The sequence below is a fragment of the Helicobacter kayseriensis genome, from assembly GCF_021300655.1.
Classification (GTDB): domain Bacteria; phylum Campylobacterota; class Campylobacteria; order Campylobacterales; family Helicobacteraceae; genus Helicobacter_G; species Helicobacter_G kayseriensis.
Map to the genome: position 1 here is coordinate 148756 of NZ_JAJTNB010000001.1, position 23894 is coordinate 172649.

Here is a 23894-nt window from a genome sequence, read left to right on the forward strand (position 1 = left end):
CTACTTTGTCTCATATGATTTACCTACATTCTTTGGCAATGCCAAGTCCCTGATGAGACAAAAGCGCTAAACTCTTTTTGATATCCATAATTTGCAAATCATACTTTTCTAACATTTCTAAATCTTTTTGTGGTGTTTCTCCAAGCGTTGTAAGATAATTTCCCAAAACAATTGCATTGATTCCATAATCAAACATCTTTTTTTGATCCAAACCAAAAACACGCTCCCTTCCTCCTGCAATCATTAAGCGTGAATTGGGAAGATATTCCTTGGTCAATACAATACACTCAAGTGCTTCTTCTTTGGATAAAACTTCACGCTTAAGAGGTAGTGCGGGATGAGGGATGAAAAAATTGATCGGCACAGAATGCGGAGAAAGAGAACGCAAAGCTTTCAAAAGCTCGATTCGATGCTTCCATTCTTCTCCAAGCCCAAAAATCCCCCCGCTACAAAGTCCAAGCCCTGCCCTAAGAGCATTTTCACAAGTCTCAAACCGCTCTTCCCAAGTATGCGTCGTGCAGATAGAGCTAAAAAAACTCTGCGCACTTTCAAGATTGTGATTATAAGTATCGATTCCATGAGCCTTGATATGCTTCAAAGATTCTTCATCTGCTCTCCCACAGCAAGCTATTAGATGAATATCTTCAATCTCTTTTTTGATCGCTTGGGCCAAAGAGGCGACATATTCACATTTTTTAGAATCTAAGCCCCTTCCAGAGGTAACAAGACAAAACCCCACCATTCCATACTTTTTGAGCTCTCTTGCCTCAGCAATCACATCTTGAGGATTTTTATATTTATAGCGCTGAACATTCGTCTCATAATGTGCACTTTGCGTGCAATAAGCACAATCCTCACTGCACCCTCCACTACTGACATTGCTAATTGAACACAAAAAAACTTCTTTTTTCATCACAAACCTCTCCTCTTAAAATCTTTAGGATATTCTTTCATTTCCTTGCCTTGAAACAAAGATCCATTTTCTTTCTTGCTTCTTCTTTTTCCATCACTTCCATAAGCCCCCCATTGTTTGAAGAAGAAAGCGACTTTTTGATCTTGACATTGTTTTTGGATATTTAAAACCCATTGCTCTTGCATTGCTCTTGCATTGTTTCCGCTCTCTCCCCCTACAATTACCCAATCAATCCCATCTAAATCCAAATTCCCCAAATCATCAAGAAGTGGTTCACAAGAAAGCCATTTGACTTTTGCAGGTAAATCTGTAATTTCTTTGATTCTATGTTTTACCTTGCTTGATTCTACTGTTGTTCCAAGCCAAGCATTTTGAGGGATAGGATGAGAGAGAAAATATTCTCTCATTCTTTTTGGGCGTTTGGTGAGAATTTGGTATTGATGTTGAGGGGTATCTGTAATGACCTGCATCACTTGATCTAAAAAAGCAATATCCATTTTTTCATGAAATAAATCACTCATAGAATTAACAAAATACAAAGTTGGCTTTTTATTCTTTTTTGGTTCATCTAGTCGATGCGGAAGCATCGTGAAAGCAAAACCATTTTTATAGTCAGGATTTCCCATCGCTTGCAAGCGTTTTGCCATTACTTCGGCATAGCAATTCTTACAACCATTGCTTACTTTGTTGCATCCAATTGTGGGATTCCAAACGCTTTCAGTCCATTCAATTTTTGTTTTCTTCATAGCGAACCTTGTAGAGAATCTGTCCTTCTTTATAATAGTTGTAACCTAGATAAAAGGTTGTTTTTTTCTTGCGTTTATCAGAGATAAAATCTAATCTTCCTTCTTCATACCATTCTTGCAGAATTTTTCCACATTCAGAGAGTTTAACTTCTTGCGTAAGAGAAAATTTAAAAATGTCATTATTGTTCCGATAGGTCTTGAGGAACTCAGACAGATTTTTTTTAAAGTTTGAAAAAAATTGTTCCTTTTTTTCCTCAATCTCTAAATCAAAAAAAAGATTTCGGTTTTCCTTGTTATACCCTTGTCCCAAATCCTTGTCTAATTTCCATTTGATTTCCACAGCTTTCTCAAGTCCATAAATATGTTTTGTGAGATAAAATAATGCATAATACTGTTTCTTTTCGGCTTCAATGTGGTAGCTACAGCTATAAGTATTTTCATCTCTCATTGCTTCTTTGATGTGTGTGATAAATTCAATTTGATTTTTACACTCTCCCGATCTGATGGGGTGTTCTTTGTTTGAAAAGAAGCTACAAAGGAAATCTTCCAAAGATTCACACAACAACCTATCATCTTCTGAAGTCTTTTCCTTTGCTTTTGAGAAACGATACATTTGAGCGATTGGTAAAAATAATACTATTTCATTTTTATTTCCTTCCATAAGTCTATCTATAACATTTTTGTTGATATTCTTATATCCATAAGGGTCAATAAAAATCATAGTCTTGTATCGATTTTGTTTTGTTTTTAGTATTTGAAGTATCTCTTCAAACATCTCTACATAATCTATTGAATAATAATTAACCTTGATTTTTTGGTTTTTCTCTTTTTTGTCTATATAGGTTTTTATTCTGTCAATATTCTTTTGTTGTTTATCATTAAAATAAAAACTAATCTGCTTATCTTTTTCTTCTACTAATTTATAAGCAATGTCATAAGAGAGAATAGCACTCCCCTTTTCTCCATTGTCATAAATCCCCATACCACAGCAAACATCAAATATAATAATCTCATCGCAATATTGTGTTTGAGAAAGGATTTTTAGATAAAGCCTTAGATAATTCTTATAAAAATCAAGCTTTGCCTTTGAATGATGCAATACATTTTTTTGTGTTGCTTCTTTTTTGCTTTTGTATTTTTTATCATCAATACACGACATTTACACGCTCATCACTGGGGATGTTGAGGTTGAGGAAGGATTCCAAAGTGTAAGTGCCATAGCCATCGATGAAAATAGCTTTGTTTTTATCTTCTAAAATCTTTAATTCTACTTCTTTATCAATCCCCACCACACAGAGGATATCTTCACATGCAAAAAGCTTATCTTTGACAAGCTCTTCTAGTGGGATATGTAAAGGCTTGCCTGCAAAGAGTGCAAGATTCCTAGCAATATCAGAAGGAGTGATGTTGGCACTATGGGGGATGATACTTCCCTTATCACTTAGCTTTGCTTTTTCTCTTAGAGAATACACATGATAGCCTATATCTACGCTAAATTCCTCACCACTTTCATCCCTTAGCTTATCTCCTGCACGATTTACTCTCTCAATCGTAATGTCGCTAATCTTTGGTTCACTTCTACCTAGCTTGTTTCTCACAAAATTATAGGCTGTTTTGTTTTTATCTTCTTTGATCTCTTCGGGAAGTTGGACTAGGATAAATTTACGATTCCCTCCATCTTCTGCATTGAGCTCCATTACTGCTTGTGCTGTTGTCCCACTCCCTGCAAAGAAGTCAAGGATAATGTCATCCTGTTTTGAGACCATTTCTAAGATTTTATAAACTAATTTTACAGGTTTTGGATTTTGAAAAATCCCTTTGGTTAATATGTTGGACAATTCTTGATTTGATTGACGAGTACTTCCGAAATCTTCATATTTCCAAAATGATACTGGGGGCATTCGATCACCTGTTTCACTCCAAAAAGTTTTTCTTTGCGGAGCTTTTTTGCCTTCAGGATCTAGAAAAATTCTATTGTCATTTTCTAATTCTTTGAGATGCTCTTTTGAATATCTGGGATAAGTTCCACTTGGTGGAGTCCAAATTTGCCCATTGCCAAATGTGTATTGATAGATTGATTTTTCAGTTCCACTTTTCGCGTGGAGTGGTGTCAATAAATAATCTCCTCGATCGTCACTATCATAGTTCTTATAGTATGCTCTTTGCTTTTCTGTTTTTTTGATTCCATGGATTTCTACTAGAAGAATGTTTTTTGCATACACTAAAATATTTTCGTGATTTGTTGAAAAATATTTAGAATCGTTTTTGATTGTATCAAGGTTTTGCCAGGCAACTTGTGCTACAAAATTCTCTTCTCCAAAAATCTCATCACACAGAATCTTAAGATTGGCTTGTTCGTTCTCATCAATAGAGACAAATATTACTCCATCCTCACGGAGCAAATCCCTAGCAAGTTTGAGGCGTGGGAGCATAAAGCTAAGCCATCCACTATGACTTCTTGAACCCGTGATATTTCTAAAAGTCTGAAGTGTTTTGCTCTCTATTTCATTGCCTTCTTCATCAATCTCAAGTAATCCCACTTCACGCAAGATTTTTTTGTAGTCTTTTCTAAAATCATCGGGATAGATGAAATTTTCGTTTTTGGTGTTATAGGGTGGGTCGATATAGATCATTTTGATCTTTTCATAGTAGGCAGATTTGAGGATTTTTAGCACATCAAGATTATCACCGATGATGATTGAGTTCTCTGTAGATTCTCTTTCTTTGCTTCTCTCTACTTCTTCGCTTAGCTCATATTCTACTGGTGTGGTGTAGAGAGTATTGGCTAAGCCTTTGCCTGTGAAAGTGAGCTCATAGCCTTGAGTGTTGGAGTGAGAATCAAGTCCCAAAAGCATAGCAAGAGCTTTGAGATTGACTTGCCCCTCGCTGAGAGTGTCAGGGAAGTGTTTTTCTAGTATGGATTTCAAGGGATTATTTTCTTTCGTGCTATCGATGATATTTAGTCCTTTTTTTTGGGCTTCTTTTTTATCGATCATTTATTCTCTCCTTTCATTTGTTCTCCTTGGATTGTGATATTTTGAAGCAAATTTATAAGATCTTGTCTATTGATGCGTGTTTTGAAGCAGATCTTCACACTCTCACCCAAATGCTCTTGAAGTTTTTGGAAAAACTTCTTTGCATAGTCGATCTTTTTTTGTTCTGTGGGTGGGATATCCCTCTCGCTTTCATAGCCTTTTGTTTCACAAACAAGGAAAATTTTTTGATTATCTTGAGTGTTGATGAGGTAGGCAAAGTCTGGCTCATAGTTTTTGTAAGGCGTAGGGATAGAGAATTTGGGGAGTTTGGCATAGACTTGAATTGTGAGGTCGTTGATATGTTTAGGATCTTGGGTGATGGCCGTAAGCTCAATTTGACTATCATAAACGACCTTATCATAGAGATAGTGCTCTTGTGGCTCACTCTTTTCATCAATATGACGTCCTAGCTTTTCACAAAGGATACTCTCTTTTGGCTTACCTTGTAAATCATAGAGCAAATCTTCACTGCTAATTTGAGTTTGAATGAAATCATAAGAGATACTTTGAATAATGCTGGAGTGGATTTCATCTTGGATGATGGTTTTGAGTTCTTGGAAAGATTGCTTAGGGTTTATAAAGAATTTGTTTTTATCAAGGACTTGATAGACTTGAAGCAAAAAGCTAAGAGGGAGTTTCTCGCTCTTAGCAAACTCAATGAAGTTATTCATCAACAATGACTTATCTGTGTAAAGCTTGGTAGATAGCACTTCTTCTTTAGTATTTTCGATTTTACTGGTTTGGGAATTATAAGTCTTGGAAATAAGGATGGTAGTTTCTGGGAGAATAGAGAGGGAATTGAAAGCCCTACTGATATTATCCATAAGCTCCTTAGTTTGAATATCTTTGTAGATGATTTGTGCTTTTTGATTGATACTTTTCCATAGAGTAAAAAATTCTTCTGCAAGTTCTTTTTTTATCCCTGCTGTGAGCTTTTTTCTATTGGCATCATTGGTTTGGTTGCGTTTGTTGGAGGAGGGTTTAAAGAAATCTAGGGCTCTTAAATAGCTTTCCTCTCTTAGAATTTCTAAAAAGTCTTCTTTTTCATCTCTAAGGATTTCGTGGATTGGTTTTATGCACTTATAAAATTCTCTTGTGGTTGCCTCAATTGCCTTGCTTCTTTTTCTTAGATGATAGATAAAGTCTTCGGCTTCATCGGGGGTGAAATAAAGTTGAGAGCAAAGAATGTTTTTGTGGAGGGTTTTGTGATTGAAAACAAAGCTTGTATCTTCAATCTCCTTTTGTAGCTCTTCGATGAACAATCCTTCTTCACCGCTGATAAGTACATCAAGTGCATTGATATCATAGAAGAGATTGTCATCTCCATTGCAATAAGTGTAGGTGATTCGTTTTCCCTCTTGATTGACAGCTAATCTCAGCCCTCTTCCAATTTGCTGATGACGACTTGTAGAAGTGGCAGAGCTTGCAAGTTTAACAAGAGTAAAAATATTGGGGTTATCCCATCCTTCTTGCAAAGCCCAAACGCTAAAAATGAATTTTAGAGGGGTTTTGATAGATAGAAGCTTTTCTTTTTCTTCTAGAATAAGTTTTACTCCTTCAGCTTCTTTATCATCTTTTGTCCCTTTATCTCCACTAAAATATCCTTCTGCTACGCAGAGTTCTCCTTTGTCGTTGAAGTCTTGGGCTAGATAGGATTTGTAGTCTTCTGAGAGGTTGGGGTTTGCAAGAATTTGTTCTCGTTTTTGAATATAGAGTTTTTCAAAGATAGTTTTAATTCTTGGAATTTCTCCTCTAAAATCATCAATATGAGGGATAAAGAACAAACAAAGTGCTTTTATTCCTTTTTTAAAAAGTTTTTCTTCTTTTTCAAAATGCAAATCTATAGCTTTGGCAATGAGATTTGATAGTTGAGAATCATCTAGCTCATAAGAAGTAGAGAGTTTATGGACTTCTTCACTATTACTTAGAATGATAGAATTTGCTTTGCCTCTTAGGATTTCTTTACCCTTCCATTGTGGATAATGCAATTTCTCTCCAATATCCTCCCCAAAAAATACACTTGCCTTGCGCGCAATATTCTCAAGCACATAAGAAAAGGTCGCATATTTTTCTTTGGGGTGGCTTGAAATAAGTTTAGGAGTGAGTGTATTTTCATAGAGAGTATGAACATTGATTTGTTTGACAAGGTATTCTCTAAAAGCACTAATACTATCAAGACAATAAACAAGATTGCTTAGATTGTGGGGTTCTTCTGTGGGGAATGTTGCACCAAAGCGAAAATAAAGCGTTTGAAAACTTTGAAATACCTTATCAAACTCCTCACCTTTAAGCAAATGAGGCTCATCGATAAAGCAAATAGGTTTAAGATCAATAATATTGTCCAATATTGTCTTATTGTTAAAAAGTTTTTCATTTTGACGTCGCAAAAGATTTGGCTTGCCTTTTTTCTCCTCGCCCCCTTTATCAATTGAACTATTCGTGAGAATCAATACAGAGAGCTCATCTTCATTTTTGATATAGCCATTGATGATTTGACTCAAGGATTTCTCATCATTATAATAATAAGCTTTGAGATGCTTGGAATATTGAGTATAAAAATACTCTTTTGTAAGATTAATATTTTGCTTAACAGATTCGGCAATGGCCTTACGCGGGACAAAAATAATAAATTTGTTTTGAAAATAATGCTTGTGGAGTTCAAAAATCGTATTGAGATAGGTAAAAGTTTTGCCCGTCCCTGTTTCCATCAAAACATCAATATTTTTTCTCTCACCAAGAGTTTGGATAGGCTGAGGGTTTTGCGTATAAAAAGCCTTAAAACACTCCTGTAAACTTTGAACGCTATGCGTATCAAAGTCAAAGTTTTTTAGAAGTGCAATGATATTATTAATACAATCTTGCTGATATTGTTGCGTTTCAAAAATCATTGAAGATCCTACTTGAAAATTAAATCGCATTGTATCTTTTGTTATCTTGATATATTTGCATTTTTTAAAATTATCTATATCTCAAGGATCATTATGCAAAAGCCTCTTAGTGTTTTTGAGCTCAATGCACAAATCAAATCCATCTTGGAAGAAACCTTTTTGTCCGTATTTGTTGAGGGTGAGATCAGCAATCTCACTATCCATTCAAGTGGTCACATTTATTTTAGTCTCAAAGATTCTCAAAGCTCTATTGCTTGCGTCCTCTTTAGGGGCAATGCCCAACACCTCAAACTTGAGCTCAAAGAAGGCCTTCATGTCGAAGTGATAGGAGGACTTAGTGTCTATCCTCCAAGGGGGAATTATCAAATTCTCTGCAAGCAAATCCTTTCCTCAAAAATCGGAAATCTCGCACTTGCCTATGAAAATCTCAAGCAAAAACTCCACTCTCAAGGCTATTTTCAAAACAAAAAACCCCTCCCCCCTTTTCCCAAAAAAGTTGCACTCATTACTTCTGCTACAGGAGCAGCCTTGCAAGATATGCTCAAAATTGCAAACAAACGCTGGAGATTGACAGAATTTATCATCATCAACACTCTAGTGCAAGGAGAAGGAGCAAAACTCTCTATCGCTCAAAATATCGCCTTGGCCGATTCTCTAGAGGGCATTGATTGTATTGTATTGGCTCGTGGAGGGGGAAGCCAAGAAGATCTTTGGGCATTCAATGAAGAAATGGTGGCAGATGCCATTTATCATGCCAAAACCCCCATTATTTCTGCTATTGGGCATGAAAGCGATGTGCTTATTAGCGATTTTGTAGCGGATTGTCGAGCTCCAACTCCAAGTGGAGCTATGGAGCTTTTACTCCCAGATCAAGTGCAATGGCTCTATGCCCTTGAAGAATTAAGAGAAAAATTTAGCCAAGCTTTTAGGAAAATTTTGGGGCACAAATCCCTTCTTCTCTCATCCCTTCAAGATCAATATAAATTTGCCAACCATTCTTATAAAATCCAACTTCAAGAAAAAGAATGCCATCAAATCAAACAAATGCTTCAGCTCAAAATCCAGACTATCTTAAAAAACAAAACACAAGAATCCCATATGCTCATCTCACAATTTCACTCTTTTCAACTCTTCCAGCATTTTGAAAAAACGCTTGATTCTCTCCAGCACTCTCTTGCTCTACACAACCCATCACAAAAATGCAAAAATGGCTATGCTCAAATTACAAAAAATGGAAAAGTGTTTAATTTGGAAGAAATACAAGAAGAAGAGATTTTTGAGCTTACAAGCCCAAAAATCACCATCAAGGCCCAAAGACTACCAAAGGACTAATTCGACATTTTTAGAATCTTCAAAGCTTTTTGAAGATCCATCTAAGCTATATTCGATAGCCAACCCATATTTCACATCAGAGCGTCCCTCTTCACTAATTTTGAAACTCTGATAGATGCTTGTAGGAAGCTTAATCACTCCAACATTTGGCACTGTCGCCCTTGGAGCAATATTTTGATTGACTTGCAACTCCCCTACAAGCTTTCCATTAAAATAAACTGCAATTTGAGAAACTTTCATAAATTGAGCAGTTTTATTGACAACACCGATTGTGACTGCACTACGCCCAAGCAAAAAAGATTGAGCCGATAGCATCAAATCTTCTTTTTCAAAACTCACAGAGGGCATTGACTTTTTGGAAAGAATAAATCTTGCAGGACTATCCCCTCTTTTATTTTTGATATACATATCTGCACCATTATCAAGCAAAAGCTTAATCATCTTGCCATTTTTATTCATAATCGCATGATACAAAGGAGTATTGCCTTGAGAATCTTGCACATTGACCTTTGCGCCATTACCAAGAAGAATCTTGGCCAATGTCACATCATTGACCTTTCTTCCTGTAACTTTTAACAATGCTGTTTCTCCATAACTCTTTGCATTGATATCAGCACCACGGCTAATCATAAGCTCCACAATATCTCCCCATCCACTACGACAGGCATTATAAAGAGGAGTCATTCCCCTCCAGCGTGAATTGAGATCTCCTCCTAGCTTGATTCCCTGTCTTACAGTCGTATAGTCATCGCTGAACAAATAAGCATCCCAGCGATTTGCCATCAATAGTCCCAATGTCACACAACACAAAAACACAATGCGTCTCATCTCTTCCTCCTTATGATTTCAAGAACACTTTAGATAAATCTTGAATCTTTGTAAAAATTTCATCAAATTGACACCCATAGATTCTTGTTTGGGCTATTGTAGTCATAAAATTCGTATCACGCTCAAATCTTGGCACAAGATGCCAATGAAGATGCTCGGGGATACCTGCTCCACCTGCACTTTTGATATTGATCCCCGTATTGATCCCGCGAGCACCAAATGCATATAGCATCTCACAAGATTGTCGCACCAATTTTGAAAGATGATTCCATTGCGCTTCTTCCAATAAATGCGGAGAATCTAAATGAAGATGAGGGATAAACATCAAATGCCCAGGAGAGTATGGATACAGATTCATCACTCCAAAGCAAATCTCATCACGATAAAACACATAATGCTTTTCATCATTTTGAGCATCTTGTGAAATCGCACAAAAAACACATTGCTCTCTAGCTCCATTCTTGAGATATTCACCTCTTGTTGGGGCATATAGGATTTCCATTTCTCACTCCTTAGATATAGCTTGGAGCATCATTAGCAAAAAGCACCAAATCCCCCTCTTTTAGGGAAGCTTTGAGTGTATTCTCCATCGCGCTTTTATCTTTTAAAAGTATCTTTTTTGCTCGTTGAATTTCTTGAGACAAAGTTTTGGCATTCAGCTCTCCCGTGATAATCACAAGATCAAAAACTTGATCAATCTCTCTTGCAAGCTCACAATTTGCCTCATCCGTGCTCTCAATTACACCAGGTGTAACAATCACCTTGCGCCCCTGATGACCAGAAGCAATCCGAATCGCTTCTTTCATGCCCTCAAGATTTCCATTGAAACTATCATCTAAAATGATTTTTCCTCCCACTTCGCTTTTATTCAATCGATGCTCAACCCCCTGCAGTCGTTTGACACGATTTGTAATCTCAAGAAAATTCATTCCTATTTGGCTTGCCATTTCAACACAAAGGGCAATATTATATGCATTAAAACTCCCCAAAACTTGTGTCTCAAAATAATGACGCTCTCCCTTTAATAACATTTCAAATGTAGTTCCACCCAGTGTTGCTTGGATATTCAAAAGCTTAGCCTCTGCTTGAAAGGCACCCTTGGGAAGCTCTTGAGGGAGTGGATTGCTAGATTCAATGATTGCATAGCGCAAGCGGTTTGATCGCAAAGCCTCAAACTTTGTCTGAACGATATTATCTAGAGTTTTAAAGTATTCCAAGTGTTGTGGGCCAATCTTTCCAATTACAACATATTGAGGATTGAGAAATTCTGCAATTTCGGCAATATCTCCCCTCTGTCTTGCTCCAGCCTCAACGATATAAAAATCACTTTGGGGGTTTAGATTGGTATTGATGTCTGCAATGATTCCTTTGAGCGTATTAACACTCCTTGGAGTTGCATAAACAGAAAATCGAGCTTTAAGAATCTGAAAAAGATAATTTTTAATGCTTGTTTTTCCATAACTTGCCGTAATCAAAATAATCTTAAGTTGCGTCATAGAGGCAAGTTTTTCTTGAGCCATTTTCTTATAGCACTTCAGAAGAAAAAACTCAAAAAGATTAGAAAAAAGAATTGCAAAAACAAAAATCAAAACAAAAGAAAATTTTAAATCCCCATAAACTATCTTCAAAACACAATCAACACACGCAAACAAAGCAAAGATTCCAAAAAATCTCCATACCCTTCCTGTCCATTTAAGAGGTTTATCAAGTTTTAAAATCCAATAAATAAAAAGAGGCAAATAGATCAAACAGAATACAAGATAAAACACTTGAGCTTGATCAAAATACTGACTTAAGGCATAGGCAACAATAGGGAAAACAAAATAAAAGAAATGCCAATGCACTTTATGATGCTTAAATAAAACACGCTTAAGGCTATAGTGATACCATTGAAGATTGTTCATAAGATAATAAGCCAATACAAACAAAAAAACAAAGTCCAAAATCTGCATCCAAATATTATTCAAGCCTATCTCTCCATTCTAAAATTTGCTGTTGGATTTCCCCTCCATAATGCAAGAAGAAATAATGATCTCCATCAAAACTCTTAAAAGCGCTATTTGAAATCAAGCGATGCATGATCTGCCCACTTTTTAAGGGTGTAGCACGATCCTGATTGCCCCAAAAAATATAAGTCCTAGAAGAAGAGGTAGAAAACACAGATGTAAAGTCCTCATCTACCACATTTTTAAAAGTTTGATACATTGCTTCATTTAGGCCATCAGCATCGCTAGAGCGTAAAGCTCTAGAAGATAGACCAAGACGCCTTAGTGTTTTTGCAATAAAAATTTTGATTTTGACTTTAAGGCTTTTGGGGCAAATAATACCTGCAGAACTTAAAAGCACAAGTTCCTTAGGGGCAAGCAATGTTGCAATCTTCCCCCCAAAGCTATGTCCTACAATCATTGCATCTTGAATACCTAGGGAATCTAAAAAAATCCGCATCATATCTGCATACTTTTGAGTATCTAAGATATAAGTATTTTGACTTTGTCCAAATCCAGGAAGATCGATATAAAGATGAGTAAAATCAGCAAAATAACGCCCAAAAGCTTGCTTCATAATTTCTTTATTGCTTCCCCATCCATGCAAGAAAACAATGCTTTGAGGCTGATTTGGATTTAAAATTTCATAAGCAATTTCAAAATGTTGCCCATCAATAGTTAAAAATTTTTTTGCCAATCTTATGCCTTTCCTTTTGCCCTTTGAATCTTGTGAATATAGGCATAGCTCCCACTCACATCCCTTATGGCGGGCAAAGAGATATTGGATAGGGCATATGCAAAATCCTCAAACAAATAATTAGCCATTGATCCTGGGATAGGATTAATCTCATTCAAATAAACCTCACCATCAATGACAAAGAAATCGCAACGAATCAGTGCCCCTTCAAAACAATTCTCATAAAGCTTCACAAAATTTTCTTGCAATGCATTTTCAAGTTCTTTTGAAATTTCTGCTTTCAAAACACGCTCTGTGCGTGAAAAATCCAAATATTTATCTTCAAAATTGAGAAAATCTTTTTTTTGTGGCTCTTCAACGATTGAAAATACCATCTCTCCCTCGTGATTTTTATATCCTGCAAGATTATATTCTTTCACCCCTTCTTTAAAAGGCTCAACAAGCACCTTTGAATCATACTCAAAGGCACAATCTAAGCTATATGTAAGATCACTTTGAGATTTCACAACATTTACACCAATTGAGCTACCCAAACGCGAAGGCTTAAGAATAGCAGGATAATGACTTAAATCGCTTGGCGGATTTTGAAGAGAAAAAACCTCATAAGGCAAGACCTTCACCCCTCTTGCTTGGGCATAGATTTTGGTCAATTCTTTATCATAACTCAAAACACAAGCTTCTTTGCGTGGAGCAATAAATGGAATCTTAAAAAACTCAAGCAAAGAAGAGAGTAATCCATCCTCTCCATCTCCTCCATGCACGACACTCAAAACCCTTTGCACTCCAAGTTTCTTTTCACCCCACAAACTAGAAAGCAAAAAATCTCCATTTGTTGGGGTTAGCTTTTTGCATTGTTTATATACACCAGAACTAAAGGTGCTAGATTTCATCTTATCTTTTGGAATCAAAAAAAACTGATGAGCATAATCCAAAAAAATAAAATGCTCTACATCTAAAACCTTGGCAAGAGAAATCGCACTAACAATGCTGATTTCATGCTCATAGCTCTTCCCTCCAAATATCAAACTAATTTTCATTTTCCTTCCTCTTTAAATAAAAATAAAATCTTTTTTGAACCGACATTTTCGCCTTGTGATACGCATATTTTCTCTATTTTTCCATCCCTTGGAGAGAGAATCTCATTTTCCATTTTCATCGCCTCAATAATTCCTAAAACCTCTCCTGTCTTAATCTCTTGATCCACCTGAACAAAAATCTTCGTGCAAATTCCACCCATTGGCGCATAAATCGCATTTTCATTCAAAATCTCTTCTTCTTTCAAGCCTTCATCTAAAATAGTAATAGCAACATCTTTTTCCTCTCCATCAACCTTCAAGCGCACACTATTATGCTCAATCTCTAAAATTTCAATCTTATATCTCTCTCCACCACTATGCAACTCAAATAAATGTCCCAATTTTTGAGCTAATTCTTCTGTTTTGATTTGAGTATCTTTTGTTTCAAAGAATTTCCTTGCAATCTCTCCAAAAAGTGCATAAGAGATAACATCACTTTCTCTTTGAGCAAAGTCTTTTGATTCTTCCTTGGCTTTGGGCATCTCTGGAGCAAGCTCTGTTTTGATTTGCCCTACTCGTTCAACCAACTCTTGGACAATAGGAGCTGGAGTGTGGCCATAAACACCTGCAATAAGATTTTTGGATTCTGTTGTGAGAGTTTTATAGCGTTCATTTTGCAAGACATTCAAAACCGCTTGAGTTCCGACAATCTGACTTGTAGGCGTTACAAGAGGAATATATCCAAAATCTTTTCTTACCTCAATAATCTCTTGTGCAACTTGCGCCATTTTATCCAATGCGTTTTGCTCTCTGAGTTGATTGGCAAGATTAGAAATCATTCCACCTGGGATTTGGGTGCTCAAAATCTCTGTGTCAATTTGATTGAAACTTGATTCAAATTGTGCGTAGTGATTTCTTACCTCTTTTAAGATTCTAGAAGCCCTCTCCATAGGTTCTAATTCTAGCCCGCAGTCCCATTGACTTCCTTGCAATGTAGCTACCATTGCTTGAGTGCTTGGATGAGAAGTTCCTCCACTTAATGCACTATTGCTCAAGTCAAGTATATCCACACCCGCCTCAAGCGCCTTAAGATGCGTACCAAAGGCAAAACCTGTCGTGCTATGCACATGCAATGCAATCTCTGCTCCAGTTTCTTCTTTGATCGCTTTGATTAACTCATATCCCTCAAATGGCTTAAGCAATCCTGCCATATCCTTAATCGCCAAACTTTGACACCCCATAGCCAAAAGTTCTTTGGCATAACTCACAAAAAATGAACGATGATGCACTGGAGAGGTAGTATAACAAATCGCACCTTGAGCATGCTTTCCACATTTAAGAACAGCTTCAATACTTGTTTTTAGATTTTTTGCATCATTAAGCGCATCAAAAATCCTAAAAATATCTACTCCCCCCTCACTGCTCAAACGCACAAACTCCCTCACAACATCATCGGCATAATGACGATATCCTACAAGATTCTGTCCTCTTAAAAGCATCTGAATTGGCGTTGTTTTAAAGATTTCCTTAAATGCAAAGAGACGCTCAAAAGGATCCTCTCCCAAATATCTCAAACAAGCATCATAAGTCGCTCCACCCCAAACTTCCACACTATGAAATCCAATTTCTTCAAAAATTTTTGCCACTTCAAGCATATCTTGAGTTTTAACTCGTGTTGCAAGAAGAGATTGAATCCCATCTCTGAGTGAATTTTCAGTAATTCTAATTTTTTTCATGATTGATCCCTTTGCCAACTTTACAAGGTTTCAATTTTATCAAAGCTTGGTTTTCAAATCGCAAAAACAAGCTTTGTGCAATTCATCTTATCTTCACTTCCCAAAAAATGTAACCCCTCTAGATGCTCTTCTATCTTATAAATCCCACCATTTTTAGCAATCTCTCTCAAAGCCACCCCTCGATAATATTTTGCATAATGACTGACTCTTTTTCCGTTTTTCAAAAATTCAAAAGTAAAGTAATGCGACTTTGGAACATAAAGCTTCTGATAAAACTCTGCCCTCAAATCAATAATGCATTCACCCTGAAGCATCTCATCCAATTCTTTTTCCAACTCCTGATAAAGCGTTTTTGTTTTGAAATGAGCAAACCCCTCACCCTGCTTGAGTTTATAAAATGGAAGATTCTCTTTTGCACTGATTGGCCCAAAAAGATTGCTAAAGATCACAACAGAATCCAAAATAACTTTTCTTGCCTCACAATCTAGTGATGAAAACCCCAATGCTTCATAAGCCACTCCACTATAACACTCAATAGCAGGTAAAACACCATAATGCATTGATTGTTGTCTGACTTTTTGAATCTCTTCTAGCTTTTTTAGACCCCAGATTTTTTGAAGCTCCCCAACTTCAGCATTTTGCACAAAATCTAAATATGCTTGATGGATTATCTTCACCCTATTTGCAAGAGGAGATTGAGAAGAGGTATAAACCTTTCCTTCACTTGGGGAGAATAAAATCTTCATCTATTTCCCACCATAGCAATTGATTTTCATTTGATATGTTTGATACGGAAATTGATTGATCGTCTTTTGAAATGTAACAGATTCCCCTACCTGAATCCCTTGAGAAATTTTATATTTATATCTTTTATAAGGCAAAAGCATATTAAGCATTTGATTTTTGAGAGTATTGGAAGAGCGCAAAACATCTAGCACAAAATAACAATGCCCTATTTTTAGCTTTCCCTGATTATAAATTTTGGCATCGACATAAAAGGTGGGGCTATATTCTAGGCGTTTTGCCATTATGTACTCCACCCTATTTTTATAAAAAATATTTTGATTGATCCAAAAAACAATCACAGGCGTTGCCAGCAAAACCATATAAGCCAGAATACTTAAAATTTGCGGGATAAAAAAACGCACTCGACTAAAAATACAACTCAAAAAATAAAATAAGACAAAAACAAGAAAACAACCCCCAAAAACCAAAAGGTCAAAATAGCTCAAAAGAGAGAAGGTATCTACAATCACCTCTTTTGCGCTATGCACCCAATGATTTAAACTCCCCATTGCCTACCTTGAAATACTTGAAGAGTGTTGCTTGTTTTTAGAATCTAGCCAAATATTAGGAACAGCCCCACCAGGAGTTAAGAAAATTTGAGCATCTCTATTGACCTTAAGCGCTTCATTGAATTTCCCTTGCATCTCAATTTGACGCAATTCTAAGAGTCTTGGCGTTAGGCTATCTGCTATTGTCTTATTAGCCTTACTTTGGGCATTTGCTTCAATCAAAATTGCATCAGCCACCCCTTGAGCTTTGACACGATTGGCCTCTGCCTCACCACGAGCAAGAGCTGCAACTTTTTCGGCCTCTTGCTTAGCCTTCTCAACCTCATATTTTACACGCTCTGATTCTTGACGAGCAATTTGGACTTTTTCAATTTGTTCTTTGATATTGTTGGGTAGAACAATCTCTCTTAATTGAATCGAATCAAGTCTTACAGGAGAATTGGCAAGTTTTGAAATCTCATCAGCAATATTGGTGCTAATAAGCTGAGCAATCTCATTTCTCTTGATAGGAAGTTCTTCTGCTGGATATCTTCCCACAACACTTCGCACAACATCACGCACTACAGGATTGATGATTTTTTGTTCCCATGAAAGTCCATAGGTCGCAATCGTTTGGGGAACTTTTTCTGGGTTTAGAGAATACTGCACTGTGAGCTCAATGCTTACAGAAAGTCCCCTTGCATCCATCACAGAAATTGCATCATTACGGAAGATTCCTTGGTTTTTCCCCATTACCCCCATATCCTCCGTCCGAGAAAAGTTAATAATCCTTACGCGCGTATCCACCACAATCACATTTTGCAAAATCGGCACGAAGAAATGAAACCCAGGCTGAAGCGGAGTGTTATCATACTTTCCTGCTGTGACCTTAATCCCTACTTCACCAGAATTAATCACTACAAATGGTCGCGCCACAATCAAAAGCAACACAATCACAGCTCCTACAATCAAAAAGCCCAGTTTCTTTCCACCAAAATCAAAATTGGGTGTTTTTGAGGGAGTTTCTTTTCTGCGTGGCTCTTGAGAAGGTTCTTCTCGATTCATATTTTTTTTCTTTAAATGTTCATTGAGATCAATGGGCATTCTAACTCCTCACTTAGTTGTAATAAGATGGGTAATTCTATCTAATCTCACTTTAATGCCTCGCTTTTTTCAAGCACTTCAAAATATTCCTGCATCTTTTTTTCATAGATCTCTTTGAGTTCTTCCAGCTCTTTGGCAATCGTAGAAATTCCTCGCTTTTCATACATTTCTGGATCACTAAGTTCATTTTCCAAAGCCTTAATTTTCTCCTCAAGTTTTTCAATCTCACTAGGTAAAATTTCCAAGGCTCTTTGATCCTTATAGCTTAGCTTTGTAGGCTTTTTCTCCTCTTGTTGCTTTACTTGCTTGCGCTCTTGTTCTTCAAGCTCTTTTTGATATTTATCATAGTGCATTAGCTCTTTTTTGTCTTCTAAATATTCACTATAGCTTCCATATCGCTCTACAACCCTGCCATTCCCCTCAAAAACAAACAAACGATCTGTGATCTTATCTACAAAATAACGATCATGGCTGACTAGCAAAACACATCCATCAAACAAAGCCAAATTTTCTTCTAAGATATTGATCGTTGCGATATCCAAATCATTTGTAGGTTCATCTAAAATCAAACAATCATATTCTTTAGTAAAAAGAAGGGCAAGAGCAAGGCGATTTTTTTCTCCTCCGCTTAGGTTTGCAATTTTTTGATTCAAAAACTCTTTAGGGAAAAGAAAATTCTTCAGATAACCAAAAACATGCATATTCTTTCCCCTCACATCTACCCGATCTCCCCCAAATGGACAAAAGGTTTCCAAGATATTCTTATCCTCATCTAAACTTGTGCGATGTTGATCAAAATACCCTATTCTCACTTCACCTCTTTTAAGCTCACCACTCTGAAGAGGTTCTATACCCAACAACACTTTTAAAAGACTGCTTTTCCCGCCTCCATTTCTGCCAACAATAGCAATCTTATCTCTTTGTAAAATTCTAAAACTCAGATTTTCAAAAAGGACCTTATCTCCTATCTTTTGAGAAATTTGATGAGCCTCAAAAAGCATCTTTTTATTATTTTTCCCCTCTGTTTGATTGAAAGATTTTTGCTCTCTTTGGAGTTCTAGCTTCATTTTATGTATGACAGATGGATTGGCCTTGGCTTTTTCTCGCATCTCAAAAAGTCTCTTTTTGCGCCCTTCATTGCGTTTCAACCTCGCTTTGACCCCTCTTCTTAGCCACTCCTCTTCATTTTTAAGAAGCTTTAGAAGGACTTCATGCTCCTTACTCAATGCGCGCAACATCTCTTCTTTTTGCGACAAATAGCTCATATATCCACCCTCAAAACTTGTCAGTTTTCCATTCTCAATCTCAAGCACACGCGTTGCTAGATTCTCAATAAAGTAGCGATCATGGCTTATCAAAACAAGAGTAGTTTTGAGTGAAAGCAATTTTTGCTCTAAAAATTCAACCATCTCCACATCAAGATGATTTGTTGGCTCATCAAGAAGCAAAATATCACATTGCTGAAAAAGGATCTGAGAAAGTGCAACACGCTTTTGTTCTCCTCCGCTTAATGAGCCAATCCTGCGATCTTTAAAAGCATGCAAAGAAAAAGCATCAATCACTTCTTCAACTTTAGATTCTAAATCCCAAGCATTTAATCGATCCATCAATAAGCTTAATGTCTCATATTCTCTCAACAAGCTTTGATCTTTTGGAGAATCTTGTAACAAATGATTAACCTCATTTAGACGCTGATGAGAAGACTTAAGATCGCTTAAACTATTTTCTATTGCTTCCTTCACGCTAAGATTTGGATCAAAAGAAGGAATTTGTGGCAAATAAGAAATTTTCAAATCATTTTGGAAGATTCTCTCACCTTCATCTAAATCGCAATCCCCCAAAATAATTTTCAAAAGAGTGGATTTTCCTCCTCCGTTTTTACCCACAATCGCGATGCGCTCACCTTCACGAATCGACAATGAAACACAAGATAAAATAACCTTTAAATCAAAGGCCTTAGAAGCCTCTTGAAGAGAAAGCAACGCCATTAGTGATTGAGCTCGTTGAAATGCTTGTGATAAACCTCTTGCATCTGCACTTCCAGTCTTTCATACCAATCTTCTCCAACCTCTGAAGGGATAAAGGATTTGAGCGCCACAATACGCGCTTTGCTCCCTCTACTTTCCATAGGAGAACTATTATAAATGCGACTTGAATTGACAAGAACAATGGGCTGAACTCTAAGTTTAAGCTTTTCAGCAATCATCTTTGCTCCATTCTTAAAGGGCAAAAATTGGCTTTCATCCTTACATCGTGTCCCTTCTGGAAAAATCACAAGAGGCCTACCTTGACTTAAGGCTGTTTTTGCTTCTTTGAAAATATAAATCAAGCTTGCCCGATCTTCCCTATCGATCAAAATCATCTTGGGCCCCTTAAGTGCATAACCATAAAATGGAATCTCTCCAAGTTGCTTTTTTGCAATCCAGCACAAATTTCTTGGATGCAATCCCTCTAAAAAAATAATATCAACAGCAGATTGGTGATTGAGCATCAATAAATCTGCTTCTTCATCAAAGGCTCCAAAAATTTCAAGCTCAAATCGATTAAAAGGAAAAAAGATCCTGCACCATGTGCGTGCAAAACGAGAATTATTCTTCTTTTCTGAAAATTTCATAAAAAACATAATAATGGCCAAACCAATTGCAATACTCAATGTTGCAATAAGACCTTTAATTTTACTGACACTCATTTTCTCTCACCCATCCAATCTTAGAATCTTCAAACTTGATCTTATAAAACTCTCCATGTCGACCAATGACTTCTACACGCACTGGAAATGTTATATTTTGCATCGGAGTAGAATTTTTGGTCGGCAAAATGGTAATTTGCGCATTGGGTTTTAATACAACTTCTTTTGTATTGAAAATTTCATAAAGCCATATCCCAAAAAGCACAATTCCCAAAACAAACAAAAATCTAGAAAGCCGTTTTTGCCTTCTTAGATAAAATGCTAATACCCAAAGAAGAACGACCAACGCAACCAACACGACATTACTTAAGATTAAGAAATTATTCTTAGGTTCCAAATCACTTTGTGTGCTTACGCGATCATCTTGCAAGACAATTGGAACAATCTTCTCTTCATAACGCAAAGTTTGGAGATTAAAAAAAGTAAATTTGATTTCTTTAAGATGAGAGGAGATGACCGCATAATACAACCCACTACTCTCTCCATTTTTTTGAGTAAGCTCTTCATTAAATCCTTGCTTATCAATTGCTTTGAGCTTAAAATCTTCCAAATTTCCTCCCTTAGATCTCAACTCAAAGATAACAATATTATTCCACTCATCATATTTTTTAGACTTTGCACTCAAAACTCGTAGCTCATCGCTCAAAACCCCACAATACTCTTCCCCGTCCAAAACAATTGCCTCATATTTTTTCCCTAGCACTTCATCGCTATCTGTATAGCTTCCATCTTGAGAAATTGCAACAACTTTTAGTGTTGGAAGAGCAAAATTTGCGGATTTGATTTTATAGACAAAAGTATTCTCATAACTTTCATCCTCTTTTTTTATCCAACTTGAATGGGGATTGAGTAGCTCCACTCCTTCTGCAAGCTTTTTATTTTCATCTGCAATAAACTCAACATCCATTAAGGAAGCGCCAGAAAAAAGCAAAAGACTATATTTGAGTTCAATCTTCTGACCGACATAAAACTCTCGCTCAGAATCTAAGGGGGTCAATAAACGCAAATAAGCAATCTTTGAATTTTGTGCCCCCAACAATGAAAGCACCCATATCAATAAACAACATATTCTTTTCATCAATTCTAACTTTGTTATTGTTTTTGTTCTTTCTGCACAACGCCCCACGCCTTCAAAACATCAATTCCAACTTTGAGTTGATTGTCCTTCATAACCATTTCTTGGGTGATTGTTTTTTCCTTGGTTTTATTTTTTTTCACTTCTTTGGTTTTTTTGTCTTTGGGGTCATCTATCTTCTCAAGTTCTCCCTCCAAATGCTTACGAAGATCAGCTTCTTTGATCTCAAATCCATTCTTGTTTCCCTGAGGCACATCTCCATAAAAAGCTTCAATATCTGGCTTGATTCCCACAGCTTGAATTGTTCTTCCGCTTGGGAGATAATATTTGGCTGTTGTAAGCTTTAGTCCATCTGTTTTCCCTAAGGGAATCACCACCTGCACACTTCCCTTGCCAAAGCTCTGTTCTCCAACAAGCACAGCTCTTTTGTGATCTTGCATCGCTCCTGCCACAATTTCACTGGCACTAGCACTTCCTCCATTGATCAAAACAACCATGGGAATCGAAGAAAAAGGAGCCTTACCATTGACACTAAAGGCGATATTATCCTCTTTGGAGCGCCCCTTTTGAGATACTACTACACCTTTTTTGATAAATAGTTCAGAAAGCTCAACAGCTTGATTGAGTAACCCTCCAGGATTGTTACGTAAATCCAAAATAATTCCTTTGACTTTTCCAGCCTTTTCAAGCAAACTTTTAACCGCACTAGAGACATTTTTATCAAATGAGCTTACGCGGATATAATAGTAATCTGTCCCATCGATTTTGCGACCAAAAACAGAATCAACCTTAATCATATCTCTCTTCAAATCAAAAACCAAAGGCTTTGCCTCTCCTTTGCGATAAATCGTAAGTTGCAATGGAGTGCCCTTTTTCCCCCTCATAAGATTAACTGCATCATCAATCCCCATATTGAGCGTACTTTTGTCATTGATTTTTAAAATCACATCTCCAGCTTTCATTCCTGCCTTATCTGCTGGAGAATCATCAAGAGGAGCAATCACGGTCAAAGCTCCATCTTTCATGCCAAGCGTGATCCCAATTCCTCCAAATTCTCCATCGGTTTGCGCTTTAAGATCTTTAAATTTTTTTTCACTTAAATATGCTGAATGAGCATCAAGATTTGCCAAAAGCCCCTCAATGGCCTTATCCACAATTTCATTGATTTCTACTTCATCAACATAATTATTTTCAACTAAATTGATCACCTTGCGGAGTTTTTTGTAGGGCTCAAGACGATTTTGAGCATTTTCTTTTTTCTCTTGTTTGTCTTGTTGTGTATTAGTCACTGCTAAAGCCATGCCAAAAATAAGAGATATCACAACAAAAACTTTAATCAAAGATGCAATTTTTCGATTTTTCACAACGCTATCCTTCCTCTAAATATCTTATTCAGTGTTATTGCAGGGAGATTTTATCACTTTATGCCCAATCTCCTAAGGGAGAAAAGTTTATAAATCAGGCATTTTACAAAAACCCCTATTCTTCGGCTTCTAACTATAAGAAAAGACTTGATTATGTAAAAAATAGGAGGAAGTATTGGCACATAACCATACTGCCTAATTTGATGATAAAGCTCAAGACAATGCCTTGGGTCATTGTTCTTTTTAATTTTATAAAAATAGGGAATCAAAAAATGAAAAACTCTCCATCTTAACCGTCTTTTGAGCTCCAATTCAAGCCCCTCTTCAAGCTTTTGCTCTTGCAAATCTTGATGTGCTCTTAAAATATTAATGCAATCAGAATAGAAAAGATTATAAAACTTGGCATCCCAAAAAGAAAGGAACTTCCCCTCTAAATCTTTCATATATGAAGGATAAGAAACCTTATGAGGATTTGTAATAGATCCTTTTCTGATTCTATAGCACAATAACTGTTCATGCAAAATGCCAATTTTTACAGAGCGTGAAAAAAGCATAAAAGCAAATGCCACATCCTCATACTCAATCCCCTCAACAAAACGCAAATTTTTCAAAAGTCCTGACCTAATCACTCCATGCCAAGCGAAATTTAGATGCTGTGTTGTCATACTCTGAAACATTTCTTCAACCAAAAGAATGCTTGGAGCTTCTTTTTTAAAAGGAAAATAACTCAAATAGCTATACTCTGCCTTTTCTTGAAAAAACAGATAATAATCATGCCAAAGGCAATCAATCCCCTGATGGGCACTCAAAAAATCAACACATTTTTCAATGCAATGAGGCTCAAGATAATCATCGCTATCCAAAAAATGAATATAGTCAGGGACAAACGGATCAGAATGAGCATAGACTTTGCAATCTTTGGGTATTGAGGACATTAAATAGTCCATACCGACATTTCTTGCTTGACTCAATCCTCCATTTGGCTTTTGTATTAAGGTCACTCTTGAGTCTTTCTGAAAATATTGATAAGCAATTTCAGAGCTTCCATCAAAACTTCCATCATCAACCAAAACAATTTGCATATGCTTATAGGTTTGACAAATCACAGAATCTAGGCATTCTTGAAGGTATTCTTTTACATTATAAATAGGGATAATGATTCCAAAATTAATTTCTTTCAAAAATTTTCCTTACATTATTAAAAATATCTAT

At 36.5% G+C, this 23894-nt stretch carries 20 protein-coding genes; 1 reads left to right on the plus strand and 19 read right to left on the minus strand.

The genetic code is table 11. The features are described 5' to 3' along the window. Nucleotides 1–19: 19 nt before the first annotated feature. The 5 genes from LW137_RS00750 to LW137_RS00770 are packed head-to-tail and all read right to left on the minus strand — an operon-like array spanning nt 20 to nt 7582. A complete protein-coding gene (locus LW137_RS00750) occupies nt 20–913 on the minus strand; it encodes a biotin synthase (protein WP_233032519.1) in 894 nt (297 codons plus the stop codon). Then, complete coding sequence (locus tag LW137_RS00755) at nt 913–1659, minus strand: phage Gp37/Gp68 family protein (protein ID WP_233032520.1); 747 nt, start codon at nt 1657–1659, stop codon at nt 913–915. The genes LW137_RS00750 and LW137_RS00755 overlap by 1 nt, the downstream gene beginning before the upstream one ends. Continuing rightward, nucleotides 1640–2818 carry a three-Cys-motif partner protein TcmP gene (tcmP, locus tag LW137_RS00760; RefSeq protein ID WP_233032521.1) on the minus strand — a complete coding sequence of 393 codons (1179 nt, stop codon included), beginning with the start codon at nt 2816–2818 and terminating at the stop codon, nt 1640–1642. Before tcmP ends, LW137_RS00755 begins: the two co-directional genes overlap by 20 nt. Beyond that, nucleotides 2805–4655 (minus strand): site-specific DNA-methyltransferase, encoded by a 1851-nt coding sequence (locus LW137_RS00765; RefSeq protein WP_233032522.1) that lies wholly within the window; start codon nt 4653–4655, stop codon nt 2805–2807. Before LW137_RS00765 ends, tcmP begins: the two co-directional genes overlap by 14 nt. After that, nucleotides 4652–7582 carry a restriction endonuclease gene (locus LW137_RS00770; protein WP_233032523.1) on the minus strand — a complete coding sequence of 977 codons (2931 nt, stop codon included), beginning with the start codon at nt 7580–7582 and terminating at the stop codon, nt 4652–4654. The genes LW137_RS00765 and LW137_RS00770 overlap by 4 nt, the downstream gene beginning before the upstream one ends. Nucleotides 7583–7675: 93 nt before the next feature. Here LW137_RS00770 and xseA point away from each other — a divergent pair, with 93 nt between their 5' ends. Then, complete coding sequence (gene xseA / locus LW137_RS00775; RefSeq protein WP_233032524.1) at nt 7676–8914, plus strand: exodeoxyribonuclease VII large subunit; 1239 nt, start codon at nt 7676–7678, stop codon at nt 8912–8914. Here xseA and LW137_RS00780 read toward each other — a convergent pair. The 14 genes from LW137_RS00780 to LW137_RS00845 are packed head-to-tail and all read right to left on the minus strand — an operon-like array spanning nt 8900 to nt 23863. Beyond that, entirely contained in the window at nt 8900–9742 is an 843-nt protein-coding gene (locus LW137_RS00780) for an ankyrin repeat domain-containing protein (RefSeq protein ID WP_233032525.1), read from the minus strand. The genes xseA and LW137_RS00780 overlap by 15 nt on opposite strands. 10 nt (nt 9743–9752) lie before the next feature. After that, nucleotides 9753–10244 carry an HIT family protein gene (locus LW137_RS00785; RefSeq protein WP_233032526.1) on the minus strand — a complete coding sequence of 164 codons (492 nt, stop codon included), beginning with the start codon at nt 10242–10244 and terminating at the stop codon, nt 9753–9755. 10 nt (nt 10245–10254) lie between these two features. Beyond that, nucleotides 10255–11709, minus strand: coding sequence for a Mur ligase family protein (locus LW137_RS00790; RefSeq protein ID WP_233032527.1), 1455 nt, complete (start codon nt 11707–11709; stop codon nt 10255–10257). Beyond that, complete coding sequence (locus LW137_RS00795) at nt 11702–12424, minus strand: alpha/beta fold hydrolase (protein WP_233032528.1); 723 nt, start codon at nt 12422–12424, stop codon at nt 11702–11704. The genes LW137_RS00790 and LW137_RS00795 overlap by 8 nt, the downstream gene beginning before the upstream one ends. Before the next feature lie 2 nt (nt 12425–12426). Then, nucleotides 12427–13461, minus strand: coding sequence for a D-alanine--D-alanine ligase (locus LW137_RS00800; RefSeq protein WP_233032529.1), 1035 nt, complete (start codon nt 13459–13461; stop codon nt 12427–12429). Next, complete coding sequence (locus LW137_RS00805; RefSeq protein ID WP_233032530.1) at nt 13458–15176, minus strand: pyruvate carboxylase subunit B; 1719 nt, start codon at nt 15174–15176, stop codon at nt 13458–13460. The genes LW137_RS00800 and LW137_RS00805 overlap by 4 nt, the downstream gene beginning before the upstream one ends. 53 nt (nt 15177–15229) lie before the next feature. Continuing rightward, complete coding sequence (locus LW137_RS00810) at nt 15230–15922, minus strand: YaaA family protein (RefSeq protein WP_233032531.1); 693 nt, start codon at nt 15920–15922, stop codon at nt 15230–15232. Continuing rightward, nucleotides 15923–16471, minus strand: a complete 549-nt coding sequence (locus LW137_RS00815; RefSeq protein WP_233032532.1) for a DUF2393 family protein — start codon at nt 16469–16471, stop codon at nt 15923–15925. Nucleotides 16472–16474: 3 nt separating this feature from the next. Continuing rightward, nucleotides 16475–17554, minus strand: coding sequence for a prohibitin family protein (locus tag LW137_RS00820; RefSeq protein WP_233032533.1), 1080 nt, complete (start codon nt 17552–17554; stop codon nt 16475–16477). Between the two features lie 47 nt (nt 17555–17601). Further along, nucleotides 17602–19542 (minus strand): ribosomal protection-like ABC-F family protein, encoded by a 1941-nt coding sequence (gene abc-f / locus LW137_RS00825; RefSeq protein WP_233032534.1) that lies wholly within the window; start codon nt 19540–19542, stop codon nt 17602–17604. Further along, a complete protein-coding gene (locus LW137_RS00830) occupies nt 19542–20243 on the minus strand; it encodes a lysophospholipid acyltransferase family protein (RefSeq protein ID WP_233032535.1) in 702 nt (233 codons plus the stop codon). Before LW137_RS00830 ends, abc-f begins: the two co-directional genes overlap by 1 nt. Further along, nucleotides 20230–21321 (minus strand): SH3 domain-containing protein, encoded by a 1092-nt coding sequence (locus tag LW137_RS00835; protein ID WP_233032536.1) that lies wholly within the window; start codon nt 21319–21321, stop codon nt 20230–20232. Before LW137_RS00835 ends, LW137_RS00830 begins: the two co-directional genes overlap by 14 nt. 14 nt (nt 21322–21335) lie before the next feature. After that, on the minus strand, nt 21336–22682 hold the full coding sequence (locus tag LW137_RS00840; RefSeq protein WP_428845610.1) for a S41 family peptidase: 1347 nt from the start codon (nt 22680–22682) through the stop codon (nt 21336–21338). Nucleotides 22683–22735: 53 nt separating this feature from the next. Next, the gene (locus LW137_RS00845) at nt 22736–23863 is read right to left on the minus strand and encodes a glycosyltransferase family 2 protein (protein ID WP_233032537.1); all 1128 of its coding nucleotides are present in this window, start codon (nt 23861–23863) and stop codon (nt 22736–22738) included. Between the last annotated feature and the right edge of the window lie 31 nt (nt 23864–23894).